The sequence below is a fragment of the Microbacterium sp. K36 genome, from assembly GCF_004794355.1.
Classification (GTDB): Bacteria; Actinomycetota; Actinomycetes; order Actinomycetales; family Microbacteriaceae; genus Microbacterium; species Microbacterium paraoxydans_D.
The window spans coordinates 66415-82716 of record NZ_SSDN01000099.1; the positions used below are offsets into that span (position 1 = coordinate 66415).

The window sequence follows — 16302 nt, forward strand, 5'->3', positions numbered from 1 at the left end:
TCACGTTAGGTGCGCCTCGGGGCGCGGCACTTCTCGATTCCTGATCGGTCGGGTGACCTGCTTGGCCTGGAACGACGGGATGCCCTCGACGTCGGCGGCGCGTTCACGGTACACGCGGGGTGAGACACCCACCAGTTCCGAGAACCGGGTGCTGAAGGTTCCCAGCGAGGAGCAGCCCACGGCGAAGCACACCTCGGTGACGCTGAGGTCGCCGCGACGCAGCAGGGCCATGGCGCGTTCGATGCGGCGGGTCATCAGGTAGGAGTACGGGGATTCGCCGTAGGTCTCGCGGAACCGCCGACTGAGATGCCCGGCGGACATGTGCACACCGCGCGCCAGGGCCTCGACGTCCAACGGCTTCGCATACTCCCGGTCGATGCGGTCGCGCACCTTCCGCATCACGACCAGCTCCCGCAAGCGAGCCTCATCCACCGGTGTCACGTGACGATCCTGCCATGACCCCCGAAGACGCGGAATGACCATCCGCGACGCGCGGAGGCCCTCCTCCCCCGCTGTCGGGGTTCCGACGCTACCCTGGGGGCATCCTCACAGGATTCTCTCAGAAGGGGTTCCCCGCTATGTCTGAAGCACTCGCTGAAACGAAGTCGTTCTTCAAATCCATCCGCGTCGCACTCGCTGTCTCCGGTGTGCTCGCGCTGCTCGCGGGCATCGCGCTGCTCGTCTGGCCGGTGAAGTCCGCTGTCATCGTGACGGCGATCTTCGCTTCCTACCTGATCATCGCGGGCGTGGTCTACATCGGCCTCGGCATCTTCTCCCGCGCCAAGGGCGGCTGGTCCCGCGTCGGGCACATCGTCCTCGGCCTGCTCTACATCGTCGCGGGCGTCATCGCGTTCTTCAACCTGAACGTCGCCGCCGCCACCCTCGCCCTGGTCGTCGTGATCTTCATCGGCGTGAGCTGGATCGTCGACGGCGTGGTCGCGCTCTCGCTGCTCGGCAGCGACGGCTCGCGGGTGTGGACGGTGATCTACGCGATCCTCAGCATCATCGCCGGAGTCATCGTGCTCTTCTCGCCGGCCATCGCCGGATTCGCGCTGTGGCTGCTCCTGGGCATCGCGCTCGTCGTGCTCGGCATCGTGCAGATCATCCGCGCGATCACGCTCGGCAAGGACGAGAAGGCGTTCACCACGGGCACTGCCGGCATCTGACCCGGACACACGAGACGCCCCGGACCTGCACGGCGGGTCCGGGGCGTCTCGTCGTCGCCTGCCTACTCCGCGACGAACGCGCTCACGTCGCCGACGAGGCGGGTGTTGTCGGCGGGCACGGGGTCGACGACGGCCCTGGCGACCTCCGCGGCGAACTCCGAGACGTTGTAGAGACGACCTGCGGACTCGCGACGCTCCGCGATGGCGCCCGGGTTCGCCCGCTCGAGCAGGGTCGCCGTGATCGTGCCCTCGATCATGTCTCCGGAGACGACCGTGAAGCCGATGCCCTTCTCGGCGAGACCGGGGATGAGCTCCCGCAGCGCGTCCTCACCGGCGCGCTTGGAGAGAGCGACGGGCTCGTACTCCGGCATCGTCGGCGTCGTGCGGATGAAGTGCGCCTGGTGGCTGGTGACGAACACGACGCGTGCGCCGTCGGACAGCAGCGGCGTCGCGGCGTCGAGGACGTTGAGCTGCGCGTCGCGGTTGAGCTTCAGGGCGTAGTCCTCGGCCATCCCCGACTCCATCCCGCCCGAGGCGTTCAGGACGAGCACGTCGAGGCGTCCGTACTCGGCACGGACGGCGTCGAACATCTCGGCGACCGACGCGGGGTCGGTGAGGTCCGCGCCGACGACGAGCGCCCGGCGGCCGAGCTCGCGCAGCTGCGCCGCGAGCTTCTCCGCGCGCGGGGCCTTGTTCCGGTAGTTGATGACGACGTCGGCACCGGCCTCGGCGAGGTATCGCACGGTGTCGGCGCCGATCCCCCGCGAAGAGCCGGTGACGAGGGCCACCTTGCCGTCGAGGGATCCTGCGGGAAGAACGTCGGTCACGGGTGACTCCTCATGGTGCGTGGAACGCCGTGAGCGCACGGCTCTCACAGATTACCAAGGGGGCGCGGTGGCGGCCGGTCGGCTGTCGCCGCGCGTGGTACGTTGACGGCAAAGGAGGCCGCATGGACAACTTCTCGACGTTCGTCACGTTCATCGACCACTGGGCATGGATCGGATGGCTGGTCCTCATCGCGGTCTTCCTCGTCATCGAGATGCTCTCCCTCGACTTCACCTTCCTGATGCTGAGTTTCGGCAGCGTGATCGGACTCGTCACCGACTTCGTCGGGCTCCCGGTCTGGATCCAGATCCTCATCGCCGCCTTGGCATCCGCCCTCTTCATCCTCTTCCTGCGGCCGCCCCTCCTGCGGCGCCTGCACCGCGGTGCCGACCCCACACGCTCGAACGTGGAGGCGCTCGTCGACCTCCGGGGCATCGCGCTCAGCGAGATCACGCAGATCTCCGGTCAGGCGAAGCTCGCGAACGGCGACACCTGGACCGCCCGAACCACCACCCCGATGGCGATCCCCGCGGGGGCGCCTGTCGCCGTCAGCGCGATCAACGGCGCGACCGCCATCGTCCGACCCCTCAACGACTAGGAGCACGTGTGGACGACGCATCGATCATCCCGACCGTGATCATCTGGATCCTGGTGATCGCGGTCATCATCTTCGTGATCGTCACGATCGCGCGGGCGATCCGCATCATCCCGCAGGCGACCGCGGGCGTGGTGGAACGGCTCGGCCGCTATCACAAGACCCTCTCCCCCGGCCTCAACATCCTCGTGCCGTTCATCGACCGCCTACGGCCGCTGATCGACATGCGCGAGCAGGTGGTGTCCTTCCCGCCGCAGCCCGTGATCACCGAGGACAACCTCGTCGTGTCCATCGACACGGTCGTCTACTTCCAGGTCACCGATGCACGCGCGGCCACCTACGAGATCGCGAACTACCTCGGTGCCGTGGAACAGCTCACCACGACGACTCTCCGTAACGTCGTGGGCGGTCTGAACCTCGAAGAGGCGCTGACGAGCCGCGACAACATCAACGGACAGCTCCGCGTCGTCCTGGATGAGGCGACCGGAAAGTGGGGCATCCGCGTGGGCCGCGTCGAGCTCAAGGCGATCGACCCGCCCGTGTCCATCCAGGACTCCATGGAGAAGCAGATGCGCGCCGAGCGGGACCGCCGTGCCGCGATCCTGACCGCCGAGGGCACGAAGCAGTCCGCGATCCTCGAAGCGGAAGGCCTCCGTCAGGCGGAGATCCTCCGCGCCGAGGGTGACAAGCAGGCCGCCGTCCTCCGCGCCCAGGGTGAGGCGGAGGCGATCCAGAGCGTCTTCTCCGCGATCCACCAGGGCGCGCCGGACGACAAGCTCCTCGCGTACCAGTATCTGCAGATGCTCCCGAAGATCAGCGAGAGCCCGTCCAGCAAGCTCTGGATCATCCCGAGCGAGCTGACCGAGGCGCTCAAGGGCATCGGCACCGCCTTCACCCCGAAGGTCGGACCCGGGTCGACCACTCCCCCCGCGGGCGCGTGACCCACCCGTACTTCCTCAAGTCGGAGCAGCCCCGGATCCTTGCCCACCGCGGCCTCGTGACCGCCGAGGGGCGGGAGTCCGGCGTCTGGGAGAACACCGCGGCCGCCTTCGCCGCCGCCCATGCCGCCGGGGTCGAGTACATCGAGACGGACTGCCAGGTCACCGCCGACGGCGACGTCGTGCTCTTTCACGATCACGACCTCCGCCGTCTCGTGGACGATCCGCGCGCCGTCCACGAGGTCAGGACGAGGGAGCTGAGCGCGCTGTTCGCCGAGCACGGCGGTCTGCTCACGGTGGCCGAGGCGCTCTCCGTCTTCCCGGAGACCCGGTTCAACATCGATGTGAAGACACAAGCTGCCACGGCGCCGCTGGGCCCCGTCCTCGCCGCGCACACGGATCGCGTCCTCGTCACCAGCTTCTCTGATGCCAACCGACGCGCCACGATCGAGGCCGTGCGGCAGACCGGCACCGCGCTCCGGCCCGCCACCTCCGGCGGGAGTCGGACGATCGCGGCCCTGCGTGCGCTCTCCGCCGTGCGCCTCTCCCCCGACAGACTGCTCCAGGAGATCGACGCCCTGCAGATCCCCGAACGTCACGGGGCCATCAAAGTGCTGACGTCTGCCCTCCTGCGCGCCGCCCACCGCGCCGGCACCGAGGTGCACGTGTGGACAGTGAACGAGGCGGACGACATGCGCCGCCTCGTGGACGCCGGTGTGGACGGCGTCGTGACCGACCGCGCCGACCTCGCCGTCGCGACGCTCCGGAAGCCTTGAGCGCCCATTATCCTCCGGCGCTGGGATTCCCCTGTGAATACCGCGCAGAACGCCCCGACGTGGATGAAGCGCACAGGCTCGAACGTTATACCTGACAGCGACGAGAGGACCACACAATGGCAGATCGCAGCCTGCGCGGCATCCGACTCGGCGCCCAGAGCCTACAGAGCGAAGAGGGCGTCGTTTTCATGGAGCGCCGTGAGACCACCTACACCTGTGACACCTGCGGACACGACACCACGCTCATGTTCGCTGCCGATGCCGAACCGCCTCAGACCTGGGAGTGCCGTTCCTGCGGAGCGGAAGCCCGCCTGAAGGTCGACGGCGAGGCCGTCACCCTCGAGGCCACCGACGAGAAGGCCGCCCGCACTCACTGGGACATGCTCATGGAGCGCCGTACCCGTGCGGAGCTGGAGGAGCTTCTCGAAGAGCGCCTCGCCTACATCCGAGCCCGGCGCGGTGCCGGTGAGGACCCCACCCGCGAGAAGATCGGCGCCTAGCGCCGACGGGCGCGCCACCACCCGAGACCGAGCGCGCCCAGCCCGCCCCACAGCAGCACCTGCTGCACCCAGGGGCCCAGGACGATTCCCGCCGTGAGGCCGGAGCGGAGTTCGATATCCTCGAGCATCGCTCCGGCCTCATCCGCGTCCAGGCTCGTGACCGTCCGCCCATCCGGGAGGATGACTTGGCTCGTGCCGACCGTGGAGATGTTGACGACGCTCCGGCCTGTCTCGATCGCGCGCATCCGTGCGAACGCGAGCTGCTGGAGGTTCTCATCCGTACCACGGAAGTCGGCGTTGTTCGTCTGGAAGACCAGCACCTCGGCGCCACCGTAGAGGCCCTCGGTGATGACGTCGTCGTAGATGACGTCGAAGCAGATCGCCAGGCCGACGCGCACATCGTCCACCTCGACGATCGGCGGGTTCGTCCCCGGGGTGTACTCGCGCTGGATCAGCCCGATGAGATCCGGGACCAGGGCATTGAAGAAGGCCCGATCCGGCACGTACTCGCCGAAGGGCACGGGATGACGCTTGTCGTGCTTCTGCGGCGCTGTGCCGTCCGGCAGCCAGAGCATCGAGGTGTTGTAGTACAGGTTCCCACGGCCGGTGGCGGCGTTGGCGAGGAGCGGCGCATCGATGCGGTTCGACACCAGGGTCATCCGTCGCGCGATGGCGGAGTTCGCGAAGGGATCCGTGTCGAGGCCGCCTTCCGGCCACACGAGCAGATCGACGTCCTCGCCGTACAGCGGTTCGGTCGCCTCGGTCTGCGCCTGCACGACGGCGAAGGGCTCCCGCTCGTCGAAGTAACCGGTCGGACCGTTCCCCTGCACCGCGGCGATGCGCATCGAGCCGGATGGCGTGGTCGGGAAGAGCGGTGTGAAGAAGAGGATCAGGACGAGGGCGGCAGGCGCGAACAGGGTGACCGGCCGCCGCCACAGCCCCAGCCGCACGATCTCGATCACCATCGCGACGAGGAACACCATCAGGAAGCTCAGTCCGCTCACACCGATCCAGGAGGACAGCGCGGCGAGGGGGCTCTCGGCCTGGCTCATCCCGAGGCGGGCCCAGGGGAAACCGCCGTACGGCCACCAGCCGAGGAACAGCTCCCGCCCGACCCAGAGCGCAGCGATCACGGCCGGAAGGGTCAGCAGACGCCCTGCGGTGCCCGGCCAGGCGCGGGGCAGCCACCGATACGCGAGGGTCAGGGGGATCAGCGCGACGGCTGTGAGGAATCCCTCGACGACGCTCAGGGCGGCCCACGGCAGTGGCCCGAGGTACCGCGAGGTCCAGGACACGAGCAGAGCGAAGAACACGATGCCGTAGACGAGCCCCACGAGGAGTGCTCCGCCGGCCCGCCGACCGATCAGCGCGAGAAGCAGCAGGGCCGTGGCCGGGAAGGCCAGGATCCAGACCGCGGCCTCGGGAAACGCGAGGTCCATGAGCAGCGCGGCCAGGGCGGCGACGGGTACGGCCAGCCAGAGGGGCAGGAGGGCGCGTCGGCGGACAGGGGTTTCGGTCATGCGGGCGGATCTCACATCGAGGAGTAGGCGACGATGCCACGGCGCACACCGTCGAGCGCGGCCCGGGCGGTCCGTGCGAGCGTGGCATCCTCGGCCACGATGGACAGCTGATCGAGGAGATCGATGGTCTGCTTCGCCCACCGCACGAAGTCGCCGGCCGCCATGTCCGCGTCGATGAGCACGCGATCCAACATGCCGCCTCGCGCCCAGGTGTGCATCGCCCCGGCCAGTCCGGCCGCCAGCGGCTCGCTTCCCGGCAACTGGTGGGCCTGCTCCAGGTCGTCGAGCTCGGCCCACAGCGCTGTCGTCTTCTCGTAGGCCGCCCGGAATGCCCCGCGTGGCAGCCCCCGCTCCCCCGCGTTGGCTTCGTCGCGGCGCGGCTCGTACACCAGGCAGCACGCCATCGCGGCGAGCGACGGCGCATCCAGTCCCGTCCAGAGCCCCTGACGCAGCGACTCGGCCACGAGCAGATCGCGCTCACCGTAGATGCGGCGCATCGTGCGCCCGGCATCGGTCAGGTGCATCCCGTCCTCGTCGCGGCGCACGTAGTCCAACGTCTCCAGCACCTCGACGACGCGGTCGAAGACGCGGGCCACCGTGCCGGTCCTGGTCTCGATCTGACGGCGCGTGCGATCGGTCTGGCGCTTGAGCTTCCAATAGCGCTCGGCCCAGCGGGCGTGCTTCTCGCGGTCGGGGCACCGGTGACAGGGGTGGCGCTGCATGCGGGTGCGGAGCGTCTGGATCCGCTTCATCCGCTTGTCCCGAGCAGCGCGCGGGGCCTGGGTGTCCTGCCGGTTCTTCTTCTCGAGGTCGCTCAGCTCGCGGCGGATGGCGGCGTACTCCGGGAAGTCGCCGTGCTCGCACGCCATCGCCGACTGGTAGCCGGCCAGCGACTCCTCGGCCTCCCGCACCTGACGAGCCAGCCCGACGACCGCGCGGTCCGCCTGGAACTGCGCGAACGACGACTCCAGGATCTGCCGCGCCCTGGCCTGGCCGAACAGGTCGATCAGGTTGACCGCCATGTTGTACGTCGGGCGGAAGCTGGAGTTCAGCGGGTACGTGCGCCGGGACGCGAGGGCCGCGACCGCCTGCGGGTCCATGCCTTCGCTCCACTGCACGACCGCGTGCCCCTCGACGTCGATGCCGCGGCGGCCGGCACGACCGGTGAGCTGCGTGTACTCGCCGGAGGTGATCGCGACACGGGCCTCGCCGTTGAACTTCTCCATCTTCTCGAGCACGACGGTGCGCGCGGGCATGTTGATACCGAGCGCGAGCGTCTCGGTGGCGAAGACGACCTTGAGCAGCTTCCTCTGGAAGAGGTCCTCGACGACCTCCTTGAAGGCGGGCAGGAGTCCGGCGTGATGGGCGGCCACACCGCGTTCGAGGTTGTCCAGCCACTCCCAGTAGCCCAGCACCCCGAGGTCCTCGTCCTGAAGCGTGCGGGTGCGCTCCTCGACGATGGCCCGGATCTCGGCGCGCTCCTCCGCCGAGGTCAGGCGGAGCCCGGATCGCCGTACCTGCTGCACCGCGGCGTCGCAGCCCACGCGGCTGAAGATGAAGAAGATGGCGGGGAGCAGGTTCGAGCGCTCCAGCAGCTCGACCACGTCCGGGCGGTCCATGCGCTCGATCCGGCGCGCGTTCGCGGCGCGCACGGGGCGGCGCCCGCCCCGCGGCGGTCGGGGGGCCTGCCGTCCGGCGTGCCGGTTGCTGCGATACGACTGCGCCTGACGGTTGCTCTCGTAGGTGGAACCGGTGAAAGACCGGATCCGCATGAGCTCCTGATTCACCTGCGCCGTGGCGATGCCGGCGCGGTCGTCGAAGAGCGGCAGCAGGTCGTCGCGGACGAGCACGTGCTGCTCCAACGGCACCGGACGGATCTCGGAGACGATGACCTCGGTGTCGCCGCGCACGGTGTCGAGCCAGTCGCCGAACTCCTCGGCGTTCGACACGGTCGCGCTCAGCGAGACCAGCCGCACGCGGGGCGGGAGGTGGATGATGACCTCTTCCCAGACGGCACCCCGGAAGCGGTCGGCCAGGTAATGGACCTCGTCCATCACGACATAGCGCAGGTCGCGCAGCGCCGCGGAGTCGGCGTAGATCATGTTCCGCAGCACCTCGGTCGTCATGACCACGATGCGGGCGTTGCCGTTGATGTTCGTGTCGCCCGTCAGCAGACCGACGTCGTCCGCGCCGTAGACGTCGACGAGCTCACGGAACTTCTGATTCGAGAGCGCCTTCATCGGCGTGGTGTAGAAGGCCTTGTCCGTCGCCGTCTGCATCGCCATGTGGATGGCGAACTCCCCCACGATGGTCTTCCCGGCGCCGGTGGGGGCCGCTACGAGAACGCTGCGACCGTTCTCCAGCGCGTGGCATCCGGCGAGCTGGAACGGGTCCAGCTGGAAGCGCTGGCGCGCCGCGAACGCTGCCGTCTCCGGATGCGCCGCACTCTCCTGCGCCTGCGCATATCGCTCGGACGGCGAACTCATGTGGCGTCCGGGACGAGTCCAGCGGCGGTGTCCCGCTTGCGCTTGCGTCGGTCGAAGAGGAGGGAGAGTCCTGCCGCTGCGAAGAAGAGGACGATGAGGATGCCGGCCAGCATGAGCATGCTCACCACATCCGCTGCCGGGGTCGCCAGCGCGGCGAAGATCGTCGCGATGAGGATCGCCACCCGCCACCCTTTGAGGATGGCCCGTCCCGACATCACGCCGGCGAGGTTGAGCGCGACGAGGAAGACCGGGAGCACGAACGAGATGCCGATGACGATCATCAGCTTGAACACGAAGTCGTAGTACTCCTGTGCGGAGTAGAAGTTAGTGCCGCCCTCCGGGGTGAAGCTCCACATGAGCTCGATGACGTGCGGCATGATCTGCACCCCGAGGTAGCACCCCGCGAAGAACAGCGGCACTGCGGCGACGACGAAGCCGACCGTGTAGCGGATCTCCTTGCGGGTGAGACCGGGCATGATGAAGGCCCAGATCTGCCACAGCCACACGGGTGCGGACAGGAACAGGCCGATCGTGAAGGCGATGCGCATACGCATGTCGAACGCGGACGTCACTGTCGCGAAGTTCAAGGCGCTGAAGTCATCACCGCGCTGTTCCGAGATGATGCGGATCGGACCGGTGATGAAATGGATGACCGGGTCCGCGATGATGAACGCGACGACCATGCCGACGACCAGAGCGATCGCCGCGTACATGAGGCGCTTGCGCAGTTCGACGAGATGTGCGCCCAGCGACATCCGCCGATCCCGATCCGCCGTCGGCATCACGGTCGGTTCGATGGCTGCCACGGCCGGTCAGGCGCGAGGCGGAGTCTCAGGGTCGGTGCCCGAGTCCTTCACCGTCGTCGGCTCAGCGGGAGCCGACTCGGCACGAACCGCGTCTTCTTCCTTCATGGCCTTCATCTCACCCTTGAAGACGCGGGCCGACTGGCCCATGCTCTTCGCGAGAGCCGGCAGCTTGGCAGCGCCGAAGAGGAGGAGGATAACGGCCAGCACGATGAGCAGGTGCCAGCCTTGCATTCCAGCGAACATATCGACAATCCCGTCGTAGGGGGGCTTTCCGCCCCAGTCTACAGATCAAACCTCGGCATCAGGCCGGTGGTAGAGCGCGAGTCCGGCGGCGGCCCACTCCCGGGTGGCGGTCCGCGCGATCCCCGGATCCGTGACCTCCATCGCACCGCCGAAACGGGCCGCGAGCCGCTTGATGCCGCGGGGGTCCGCGAGGTGGAGCTGCGTCGTCACCATCCCGTCGCCGGCGCGGAGCGTCTCCGTGGGCACGAAACCGCTGAGCAGCGGAGCAAGGCGCTCCGGGACGCGGACGGTGACTTCGCGCTCCTCCTCCAGCCCGGCGAACGCCTCCGGCACCCGGTCGCCGCCGTGCGTGCTGGGGATGTCGGTCAGGATCGGCGCGCTGACACGGTCGAGATGGAACGTGCGCATCGCCTCGCGCATGTGGCACCAGCCCTGCAGGTACCACTGCCCGTTCGTGATGAGGATCTGCACGGGATCCACGGTCCGGGTCGTCGGGGCGGCGTCGGGAGCCTGGTAGGTAAACGAGACGGCCACGCCCTTCTGCAGGCCGCGGGAGACGACCTCGCGCACCTCGTCCACCGCGGTCGGCGCGACGACGACGTCGGCCGGGGCGTCAGCGGCTCCCCGCGAGAGCTTGGTGATGAGGCCGGCGACGAGGCCGGAGTCGGACACGGCAGGCACGGCGGCGACCATCTGCAGGCCCGCGAGCAGGGCCGCGGCCTCACGAGCCGTGAGACGCGGCACCCGACGCAGAGCCACGTCGTTCGTGATCTCGATGACGTCCTCGAGGTCGAGGAGATCCCAGTTGATGTCGAACATCTCCTGCGGCTGCTGCCAGTAGCCCGCCTCGCCGGGAAGGCCGATGACGGTCAGCTTCTCGACCATCGCCCGCATCTCCCGCGGGGTCACCCCGAACTCCTCGGCGGCCTCGGCGAGCGAGACCTGCCCGTGCTCGAGCAGATACGGGACGAGGGTGAGGTAGAGGCGGACGCGTTCCGCGGCCAGGAGAGGCTTGGGCGCGGCGCTCATGCCGACACCTCCGTATCGGTGTGGGCCTCGACCACCGCGCGCAGACGGCTGATCACCGCGTCCCTGAGCGGCGCGGGCTCGACCACCCGGACCTCGGGTCCGTAGGACGCCAGTTCGTCCGCGAGGATGTGCAGATCGACGAAGGGCACATGGATGCCCTGGGCGGCGGGTGTCGCACGCCGGCCCAGGCGCAAGGCAGCTTCGGTACCGGGGGTCACCTCCAGCAGCGCTGAATTCTCGGCGGCGACACGTTCGAGGCCGCTCAGCGCCCGCTCCCCCGCGCCCTCCCGCAACGCCGCGTCGAACGTGGTCGCACTCACGACGACGTCGCCGACGATGCGGCTGAGCAGGAACGTCCGGTCCTCTTCGATGTCGACGTCCACGCCGTAGACATGCCAGCGTGCTTCATAGTCCACCAACGCGAGCGGACGGATACGTCGGCGCCGGGGGGCGTCCTCGCCCGGCTTCAGATAGTCGAAGGAGACCACCCTGCTGCGCTCGATCGCGTCCTGCAGCGGCGCGAACGCGGGGTCGCGCGCGGTGATCCGCGGCGCGAAGCCGATGATGGGCTCGTCGCCGTCGATTCCCAGGGCCCGGATCTTCCTGACCCCGGACTGTGCGTCTCCGGAGACCGACTCCGCGCTCCAAACGCTGCCGGCGAGGCGGAGCACGGCCAGCTCCGCCGGGGAGAACTCGATGTCTCCCGGCAGATCGTATTCCGCCTGCGGAATGCGATACCGGGCCTCACGGAGGTCGTTCGGATCGGCCGCATCGCCGATGGTCTCGATCGGGACACCGAGCGAACGGAGCTCGTCCTTATCCCGCTCGAACATCTTCTCCAGAGCATCCGAGCGCGTCCCTGCATCGGCGCGTTGGCGATAGCCGGAGACGTTGTCGAGGATCTGCTGCTTGGTGAGCCCGATCTCCGTCGCCATCAGCGCCACGACGAGGTTCGTCAGGCGCTCTTCGGCAGGGATCCGGCCAGCCATCAGGGTGCGGCGACCGGGGACACGCCGAGGATGTCGACCACGACGGCCATCGCGGCGGAGCTCTCGGTCTTCGGCAGGACGACGAGGACCTGGGAGCCGACCGGCTCCCCCACCAGCGCGTCGGCCACCGGGGCGGCGATCTGTCGGATGCTGTCGGTGGCGGACTGTCCCCACGTGCTCTGCAGGACGGACTTGTCGTCCCAGCTCACCGCGGTGAAGTGGACGAGTGGCGTCTGCTCGTCGGTCAGCTTCTCGCCGTCTCCGCGGATCAGCGTCTGGACGACCTGCTCCTCCGGGGCAGCGCTGTCGGGGATGATGATGCCCGGGGTGCCGTCGTCGGCGCGCACCACGGTCGGCATGCCCTGCGCATCATTGAACTGCAGCGTGCCCTCGGCCTTCGGGAGGAAGGCGTCGACGACATCGATCACGAACACCGCGATGTCGTCCTCGCCCATGCCGAAGCCACCGAGGTTCGCCTCGCCGAAGTCCTCCGGAGTCAGACCCGCGACGATGCGCGTGCCACCCGTCGCGCACGACAGGACGTCGGCGAGACCAGGAGACTGCGTGGCCCAGGAGCCGATCGTCGACGGGCGGGTGTCGCCCTCGTCGTACGTCGTCTGGAAGATCTGCTCGCCGGTCGCGCCGTTGAAGATCGAGATCTGCGCGATGAGCGGCTGGGCGTCATCCACGAGCGCACGCCCGTCCCCCGTGACCGCGTCGGCGTAGGACGTCTCCGAGAGACGCACCGGTGCGAAGATCTCCACATCGGGCTCGGAGCCGACCTCGCCGCTGACCGTGACGGCGCTGTCGATGCCGTTGGCGTGTCCGTCGCGATCGCACGTGGCATCGGCGGACGAAGAGGTCACGCTGCACCCCGTCAGGGCGAGGGCGGCGAGGCTGAGGGAGGCCAGAACGGCGGACGTTTTACGCACGCGCTCCAGTCTATTCCGTCGTGTGCTCGGATTCGCGCGATGCAGCCGCCAGCCGCGCGCCCTCGGCGGCTTTCCCTGCTTCGCGGGCGCGCTTGCGGAGGTTCTTGTCGGTGATCTCGCGATCGCCCACCGCGCCCGGGGTCCACAGCTCGACGTCGTCGTCGCCGTAGCTGCTCTTCGAGGCGCGACGCTTCACCGACGGAGCCACCGCGCCCGGGGCGAGTCGGCGAGCCGTGAGGAGGAAGCCGGTGTGCGCGACCATGCGGTGATCCGGACGGACGGCCAGTCCCTCCACGTGCCAGCCGCGCACCATCGTCTCGGACGCCTCGGGATCGGTGAAGAGACCGGTACCCCGGATGAACTCCGCGACGCGCGAGAGCTGCGTGGCGGTGGCGATGTAGCACAGCACCACGCCGCCGGGGGTCAAGGCGTCCGCGACCGCGTCGATGCACTCCCACGGCGCGAGCATGTCGAGCACCACCCGGTCGACGGTGCCGGGCTCGACTTCCGCGGGCAGCGCGGCGACGAGGTCTCCGACGACGACGCGCCACGAATCGGGCCGCTCCCCGAAGAAGGTCTCGACGTTCGCCTGGGCCACCTCGGCGAAGTCCTCTCGACGCTCGAAGGAGAGCAGGCGCCCCGTGGAGCCGACGGCCCGCAGGAGCGACAGGGACAGGGCACCGGACCCGACACCGGCCTCGACGACGGTGGCTCCCGGGAAGATGTCAGCCTGCATGACGATCTGCGCCGCGTCCTTCGGGTAGACGATCGCGGCACCGCGGGGCATCGACATCGCGAAGTCCCGCAGCAGCGGCCGCAGCGCCAGGTACTCGTGCCCGGAGCTGTTCGCCACGACCGAGCCATCGGGGAGCCCGATGAGGTCTCGGTGCCGGAGGACGCCGTGGTGGGTGTGCAGCTCGCCGTCTTCGCGGAGCGTCACAGTGTGCAGGCGACCCTTCGGGCCGGTGAGCTGCACGCGGTCGCCCTCACGGAAGGGGCCGCTGGGGCGCGGGGCGGTAGGGGTCGTCATCGAGTGGCCTCCGTGATCGCAGCGCGGGAGCCGAAGAGCTCCACGAGGTCGGCGGCACCGCGGCCGTCGAGGGTCGGCCACAGCTCGTGGGCGCCGAGGCCGTCGAGCGGGACGATGTGGGGCACACCGAGCGTCAGCGCTCCGGAGGCGAGGCCCGCGCGGAGACCGGTCGGGGAATCCTCGATGACCACGACCTCGGCGATGTCCACATCGAGGAGCGCCGCGGCCTGGAGGTAGGGCTCCGGGTGCGGCTTGGGGTTGTCGACGTCGTCTCCGGCGACGACGATGTCGAACGCCTCGAACTCGATCAGCCCGACCACGTCGAGAGCCATCCGGCGCAGCGACATCGTCACCAGTCCGGTCGGGATCCCTGCGGCGCGGAGGTCGCGGAGAAGCTCCTGAGCGCCCGGCCGGAAGGGCACACCCTGGGTCCGCAGCGACTCCTGCACGGCACTCGTGAGGTGAGAGACGATCGCCTCGGGAGCCATGTCGACCCCCGCGCCCTGGAGGATGATCGCGCTGTCGATGAGGCCGCTGCCCACGAGCTGCAAGGCGTCCTCGTGGGACCAGGTGCCGCCGAACGACTCCACCAGTGCGGTCTCGGCCGCCATCCAGTACGGCTCGGTGTCGACGAGTGTTCCATCCATGTCCCAGAGGACCGCGCGGGGCTTGTTGCTCACTGAACCCATGCTAGCCGGGCCCGCCCACATCCCCTCGTCGCGGGCTAGCCTGGGGGGATCGAATCCTCGACCGCGAAGGGAGCACGGCATGGACGTTCTCGGTTCACGCATCATCATCGCCGCCTTCGACGGCTGGAACGACGCCGGCGAGGCCGCGACGGGAGCCGTCGGCGCCCTGCAGGCGGCCGGCGGTTACGACCTCGTGCATTCGGTCGATCCGGAGCTCTACTTCGACTACCAGTACACCCGTCCTGCGACGCGGCTCGACGCCGAAGGGCGTCGCCAGATGACCTGGCCGGAGGCGGGGCTGTGGCGCCCGCGAGACCCGGGCCCCGGCCCGGAGTTCTGGCTCCTCACCGGCGCCGAGCCCGCGCGCACCTGGCAGGCGTTCGCGTCCGAGTTCATCGATGTCGCGCTGCGCGACGACATCACCGGGTTCGTGACCCTCGGCGCGATGCTCTCCGATGTCCCGCATACCCGCCCGATCTCGATCTTCGCGTCGAGCCAGAACGAACAGGTCCGGGAGGCCCACGCCCTGGAGCGCTCGGTGTACGAGGGCCCCGTCGGCATTCTCACGGTGCTGGAGCACTTCGCTGAGAACGCGGGTATCCCCTCCGTGAGCCTCTGGGCGAGCGTCCCGCACTACGTGGCCTCGGCAGCTCCGTCTCCGAAGGTCACCCTGGCCCTCCTCGACCGTCTCGAGGAGCTGACAGGGGTGGACGTGGACCGCCGGCACCTGCGCACGGAAGCCGCGGCCTGGGAGGCGTCGATCGATGCCGCCGCGTCCGAGGACGAGGACATGGCGGAGTACATCCGACAGCTGGAGCGCACGCGGGACACGTGGGACTCCCCCGACGCGTCCGGGGACGCGATCGCCCAGGCGTTCGAGCGCTACCTGCGACGCCGCGACGACGGCCGGGGCGACCGCAAGCGCTGATCAGGCGGACGCGGGGATGACGCCCATCGCGAGCAGCACGAGCAGCACGCCGCCGAGCAGGATCCGGTAGATCACGAACGGCAGGAAGCTGCGCTTCGAGATCCAGTTCATGAAGAACGCGATCACGCCCAGCGCGACGACGAACGCGACACCCGTCGCGGCCACCGTGTCGCCGAGCGAGAAGAAGGACGGCTCACCCCAGCTCTTGAACAGCTGGTAGAAGCCGCTGCCGAACACGGCCGGGATCGCCAGCAGGAAGGCGTAGCGGGCGGCGGCGGCGCGCTCATAGCCGAGGAAGAGACCCATGGTGATCGTGCCACCGGATCGCGAGACGCCGGGGATGAGGGCGAGCGCCTGCGCGAGCCCGAAGGCGATGCCGTGCGGGTAGGTCAGGTCGTCGAGCTTGCGGCGCTTGGCACCGACGTGGTCGGCGATGCCCAGGAGGATGCCGAACACGATGAGCATGATCGCCACGATCCAGAGCGACCGGAAGACGGTCTCGATCTGGTCCTGGAACAGGAGCCCGAGCAGCACGATAGGGATGCTGCCGATGATGATGAGCCAGCCCATGCGCGCGTCCGGATCGTTCCGCGGCACCTTGCCGGCGAGGGATCGGAACCACTGGGAGATGATGCGGACGATGTCCCGCCAGAAGAACACGACGACCGCGGCCTCCGTGCCGATCTGCGTGATGGCGGTGAACGCCGCGCCCGGATCTTCTCCGGACGGCAGGAACGTCCCGACGACACGCAGATGGGCGCTGGAGGAGATCGGCAGGAACTCGGTGAGTCCCTGGACGATTCCCAGGATCAGTGCTTCGAGCAGGTGCATGGAGAGGCCTTCGTCTTTC

18 protein-coding genes are annotated in these 16302 nt (G+C 68.9%); 6 read left to right on the plus strand and 12 right to left on the minus strand.

Features of this window, described 5'->3' with window-relative positions:
- Entirely contained in the window at positions 1-399 is a 399-nt protein-coding gene (locus DW296_RS14585) for a helix-turn-helix transcriptional regulator (RefSeq protein ID WP_136052874.1), read from the minus strand.
- Positions 400-578: 179 nt separating this feature from the next.
- Between DW296_RS14585 and DW296_RS14590 the strand changes: the two genes are divergently transcribed.
- Positions 579-1166, plus strand: coding sequence for an HdeD family acid-resistance protein (locus DW296_RS14590; protein ID WP_136052792.1), 588 nt, complete (start codon positions 579-581; stop codon positions 1164-1166).
- A gap of 62 nt (positions 1167-1228) precedes the next feature.
- On the opposite strand, the gene DW296_RS14595 is transcribed toward DW296_RS14590, so the two are convergent.
- Entirely contained in the window at positions 1229-1993 is a 765-nt protein-coding gene (locus tag DW296_RS14595) for an SDR family oxidoreductase (RefSeq protein ID WP_136052793.1), read from the minus strand.
- A gap of 122 nt (positions 1994-2115) precedes the next feature.
- On the opposite strand from DW296_RS14595, the gene DW296_RS14600 reads away from it, so the two are divergent.
- The 4 genes from DW296_RS14600 (at position 2116) to DW296_RS14615 (ending at position 4800) form a co-directional block, all read left to right on the plus strand.
- Complete coding sequence (locus DW296_RS14600) at positions 2116-2589, plus strand: NfeD family protein (protein ID WP_025103445.1); 474 nt, start codon at positions 2116-2118, stop codon at positions 2587-2589.
- Positions 2590-2597: 8 nt separating this feature from the next.
- Positions 2598-3527 carry an SPFH domain-containing protein gene (locus DW296_RS14605; protein WP_071328597.1) on the plus strand — a complete coding sequence of 310 codons (930 nt, stop codon included), beginning with the start codon at positions 2598-2600 and terminating at the stop codon, positions 3525-3527.
- Positions 3524-4300 (plus strand): glycerophosphodiester phosphodiesterase family protein, encoded by a 777-nt coding sequence (locus DW296_RS14610; protein ID WP_136052794.1) that lies wholly within the window; start codon positions 3524-3526, stop codon positions 4298-4300. The genes DW296_RS14605 and DW296_RS14610 overlap by 4 nt, the downstream gene beginning before the upstream one ends.
- A gap of 116 nt (positions 4301-4416) precedes the next feature.
- The gene (locus DW296_RS14615) at positions 4417-4800 is read left to right on the plus strand and encodes an RNA polymerase-binding protein RbpA (RefSeq protein WP_060921636.1); all 384 of its coding nucleotides are present in this window, start codon (positions 4417-4419) and stop codon (positions 4798-4800) included.
- Here DW296_RS14615 and lnt read toward each other — a convergent pair.
- The 9 genes from lnt to DW296_RS14660 are packed head-to-tail and all read right to left on the minus strand — an operon-like array spanning position 4797 to position 14515.
- A complete protein-coding gene (gene lnt / locus DW296_RS14620; protein ID WP_136052795.1) occupies positions 4797-6320 on the minus strand; it encodes an apolipoprotein N-acyltransferase in 1524 nt (507 codons plus the stop codon). The two genes, DW296_RS14615 and lnt, sit on opposite strands and share 4 nt — an antisense overlap.
- An 11-nt stretch (positions 6321-6331) precedes the next feature.
- Positions 6332-8806 (minus strand): DEAD/DEAH box helicase, encoded by a 2475-nt coding sequence (locus tag DW296_RS14625; protein WP_136052796.1) that lies wholly within the window; start codon positions 8804-8806, stop codon positions 6332-6334.
- Positions 8803-9561 (minus strand): twin-arginine translocase subunit TatC, encoded by a 759-nt coding sequence (gene tatC, locus DW296_RS14630; RefSeq protein ID WP_025103439.1) that lies wholly within the window; start codon positions 9559-9561, stop codon positions 8803-8805. The genes DW296_RS14625 and tatC overlap by 4 nt, the downstream gene beginning before the upstream one ends.
- Before the next feature lie 57 nt (positions 9562-9618).
- Positions 9619-9855, minus strand: coding sequence for a twin-arginine translocase TatA/TatE family subunit (gene tatA, locus DW296_RS14635; protein WP_025103438.1), 237 nt, complete (start codon positions 9853-9855; stop codon positions 9619-9621).
- Positions 9856-9900: 45 nt separating this feature from the next.
- The gene (locus tag DW296_RS14640; protein WP_136052797.1) at positions 9901-10884 is read right to left on the minus strand and encodes a helix-turn-helix transcriptional regulator; all 984 of its coding nucleotides are present in this window, start codon (positions 10882-10884) and stop codon (positions 9901-9903) included.
- Positions 10881-11873, minus strand: a complete 993-nt coding sequence (locus tag DW296_RS14645) for a helix-turn-helix transcriptional regulator (RefSeq protein WP_136052798.1) — start codon at positions 11871-11873, stop codon at positions 10881-10883. The genes DW296_RS14640 and DW296_RS14645 overlap by 4 nt, the downstream gene beginning before the upstream one ends.
- Positions 11873-12805 (minus strand): hypothetical protein, encoded by a 933-nt coding sequence (locus DW296_RS14650; RefSeq protein ID WP_136052799.1) that lies wholly within the window; start codon positions 12803-12805, stop codon positions 11873-11875. The genes DW296_RS14645 and DW296_RS14650 overlap by 1 nt, the downstream gene beginning before the upstream one ends.
- Positions 12806-12815: 10 nt before the next feature.
- On the minus strand, positions 12816-13835 hold the full coding sequence (locus DW296_RS14655) for a tRNA (adenine-N1)-methyltransferase (protein ID WP_136052800.1): 1020 nt from the start codon (positions 13833-13835) through the stop codon (positions 12816-12818).
- Positions 13832-14515 (minus strand): HAD family hydrolase, encoded by a 684-nt coding sequence (locus DW296_RS14660; RefSeq protein WP_342588960.1) that lies wholly within the window; start codon positions 14513-14515, stop codon positions 13832-13834. The genes DW296_RS14655 and DW296_RS14660 overlap by 4 nt, the downstream gene beginning before the upstream one ends.
- Positions 14516-14603: 88 nt before the next feature.
- Between DW296_RS14660 and DW296_RS14665 the strand changes: the two genes are divergently transcribed.
- Entirely contained in the window at positions 14604-15452 is an 849-nt protein-coding gene (locus tag DW296_RS14665; RefSeq protein ID WP_060922601.1) for a PAC2 family protein, read from the plus strand.
- Here DW296_RS14665 and DW296_RS14670 read toward each other — a convergent pair whose 3' ends face one another.
- Positions 15453-16283, minus strand: coding sequence for an undecaprenyl-diphosphate phosphatase (locus DW296_RS14670; protein WP_136052801.1), 831 nt, complete (start codon positions 16281-16283; stop codon positions 15453-15455). It abuts the gene before it with no gap.
- Positions 16284-16302 lie beyond the last annotated feature (19 nt).

What these genes read in the sequence shown, in the direction of transcription:
- DW296_RS14585 (WP_136052874.1), bottom strand. Translation starts at nt 399, where the DNA reads ATGCGGAAGGTGCGCGACCGCATCGACCGGGAGTATGCGAAGCCGTTG.
- tatA (WP_025103438.1), bottom strand. Translation starts at nt 9,855, where the DNA reads ATGTTCGCTGGAATGCAAGGCTGGCACCTGCTCATCGTGCTGGCCGTT.
- DW296_RS14615 (WP_060921636.1), top strand. Translation starts at nt 4,417, where the DNA reads ATGGCAGATCGCAGCCTGCGCGGCATCCGACTCGGCGCCCAGAGCCTA.
- DW296_RS14600 (WP_025103445.1), top strand. Translation starts at nt 2,116, where the DNA reads ATGGACAACTTCTCGACGTTCGTCACGTTCATCGACCACTGGGCATGG.
- lnt (WP_136052795.1), bottom strand. Translation starts at nt 6,320, where the DNA reads ATGACCGAAACCCCTGTCCGCCGACGCGCCCTCCTGCCCCTCTGGCTG.
- DW296_RS14625 (WP_136052796.1), bottom strand. Translation starts at nt 8,806, where the DNA reads ATGAGTTCGCCGTCCGAGCGATATGCGCAGGCGCAGGAGAGTGCGGCG.
- DW296_RS14590 (WP_136052792.1), top strand. Translation starts at nt 579, where the DNA reads ATGTCTGAAGCACTCGCTGAAACGAAGTCGTTCTTCAAATCCATCCGC.
- DW296_RS14665 (WP_060922601.1), top strand. Translation starts at nt 14,604, where the DNA reads ATGGACGTTCTCGGTTCACGCATCATCATCGCCGCCTTCGACGGCTGG.
- DW296_RS14655 (WP_136052800.1), bottom strand. Translation starts at nt 13,835, where the DNA reads ATGACGACCCCTACCGCCCCGCGCCCCAGCGGCCCCTTCCGTGAGGGC.
- tatC (WP_025103439.1), bottom strand. Translation starts at nt 9,561, where the DNA reads ATGTCGCTGGGCGCACATCTCGTCGAACTGCGCAAGCGCCTCATGTAC.
- DW296_RS14670 (WP_136052801.1), bottom strand. Translation starts at nt 16,283, where the DNA reads ATGCACCTGCTCGAAGCACTGATCCTGGGAATCGTCCAGGGACTCACC.
- DW296_RS14645 (WP_136052798.1), bottom strand. Translation starts at nt 11,873, where the DNA reads ATGGCTGGCCGGATCCCTGCCGAAGAGCGCCTGACGAACCTCGTCGTG.
- DW296_RS14640 (WP_136052797.1), bottom strand. Translation starts at nt 10,884, where the DNA reads ATGAGCGCCGCGCCCAAGCCTCTCCTGGCCGCGGAACGCGTCCGCCTC.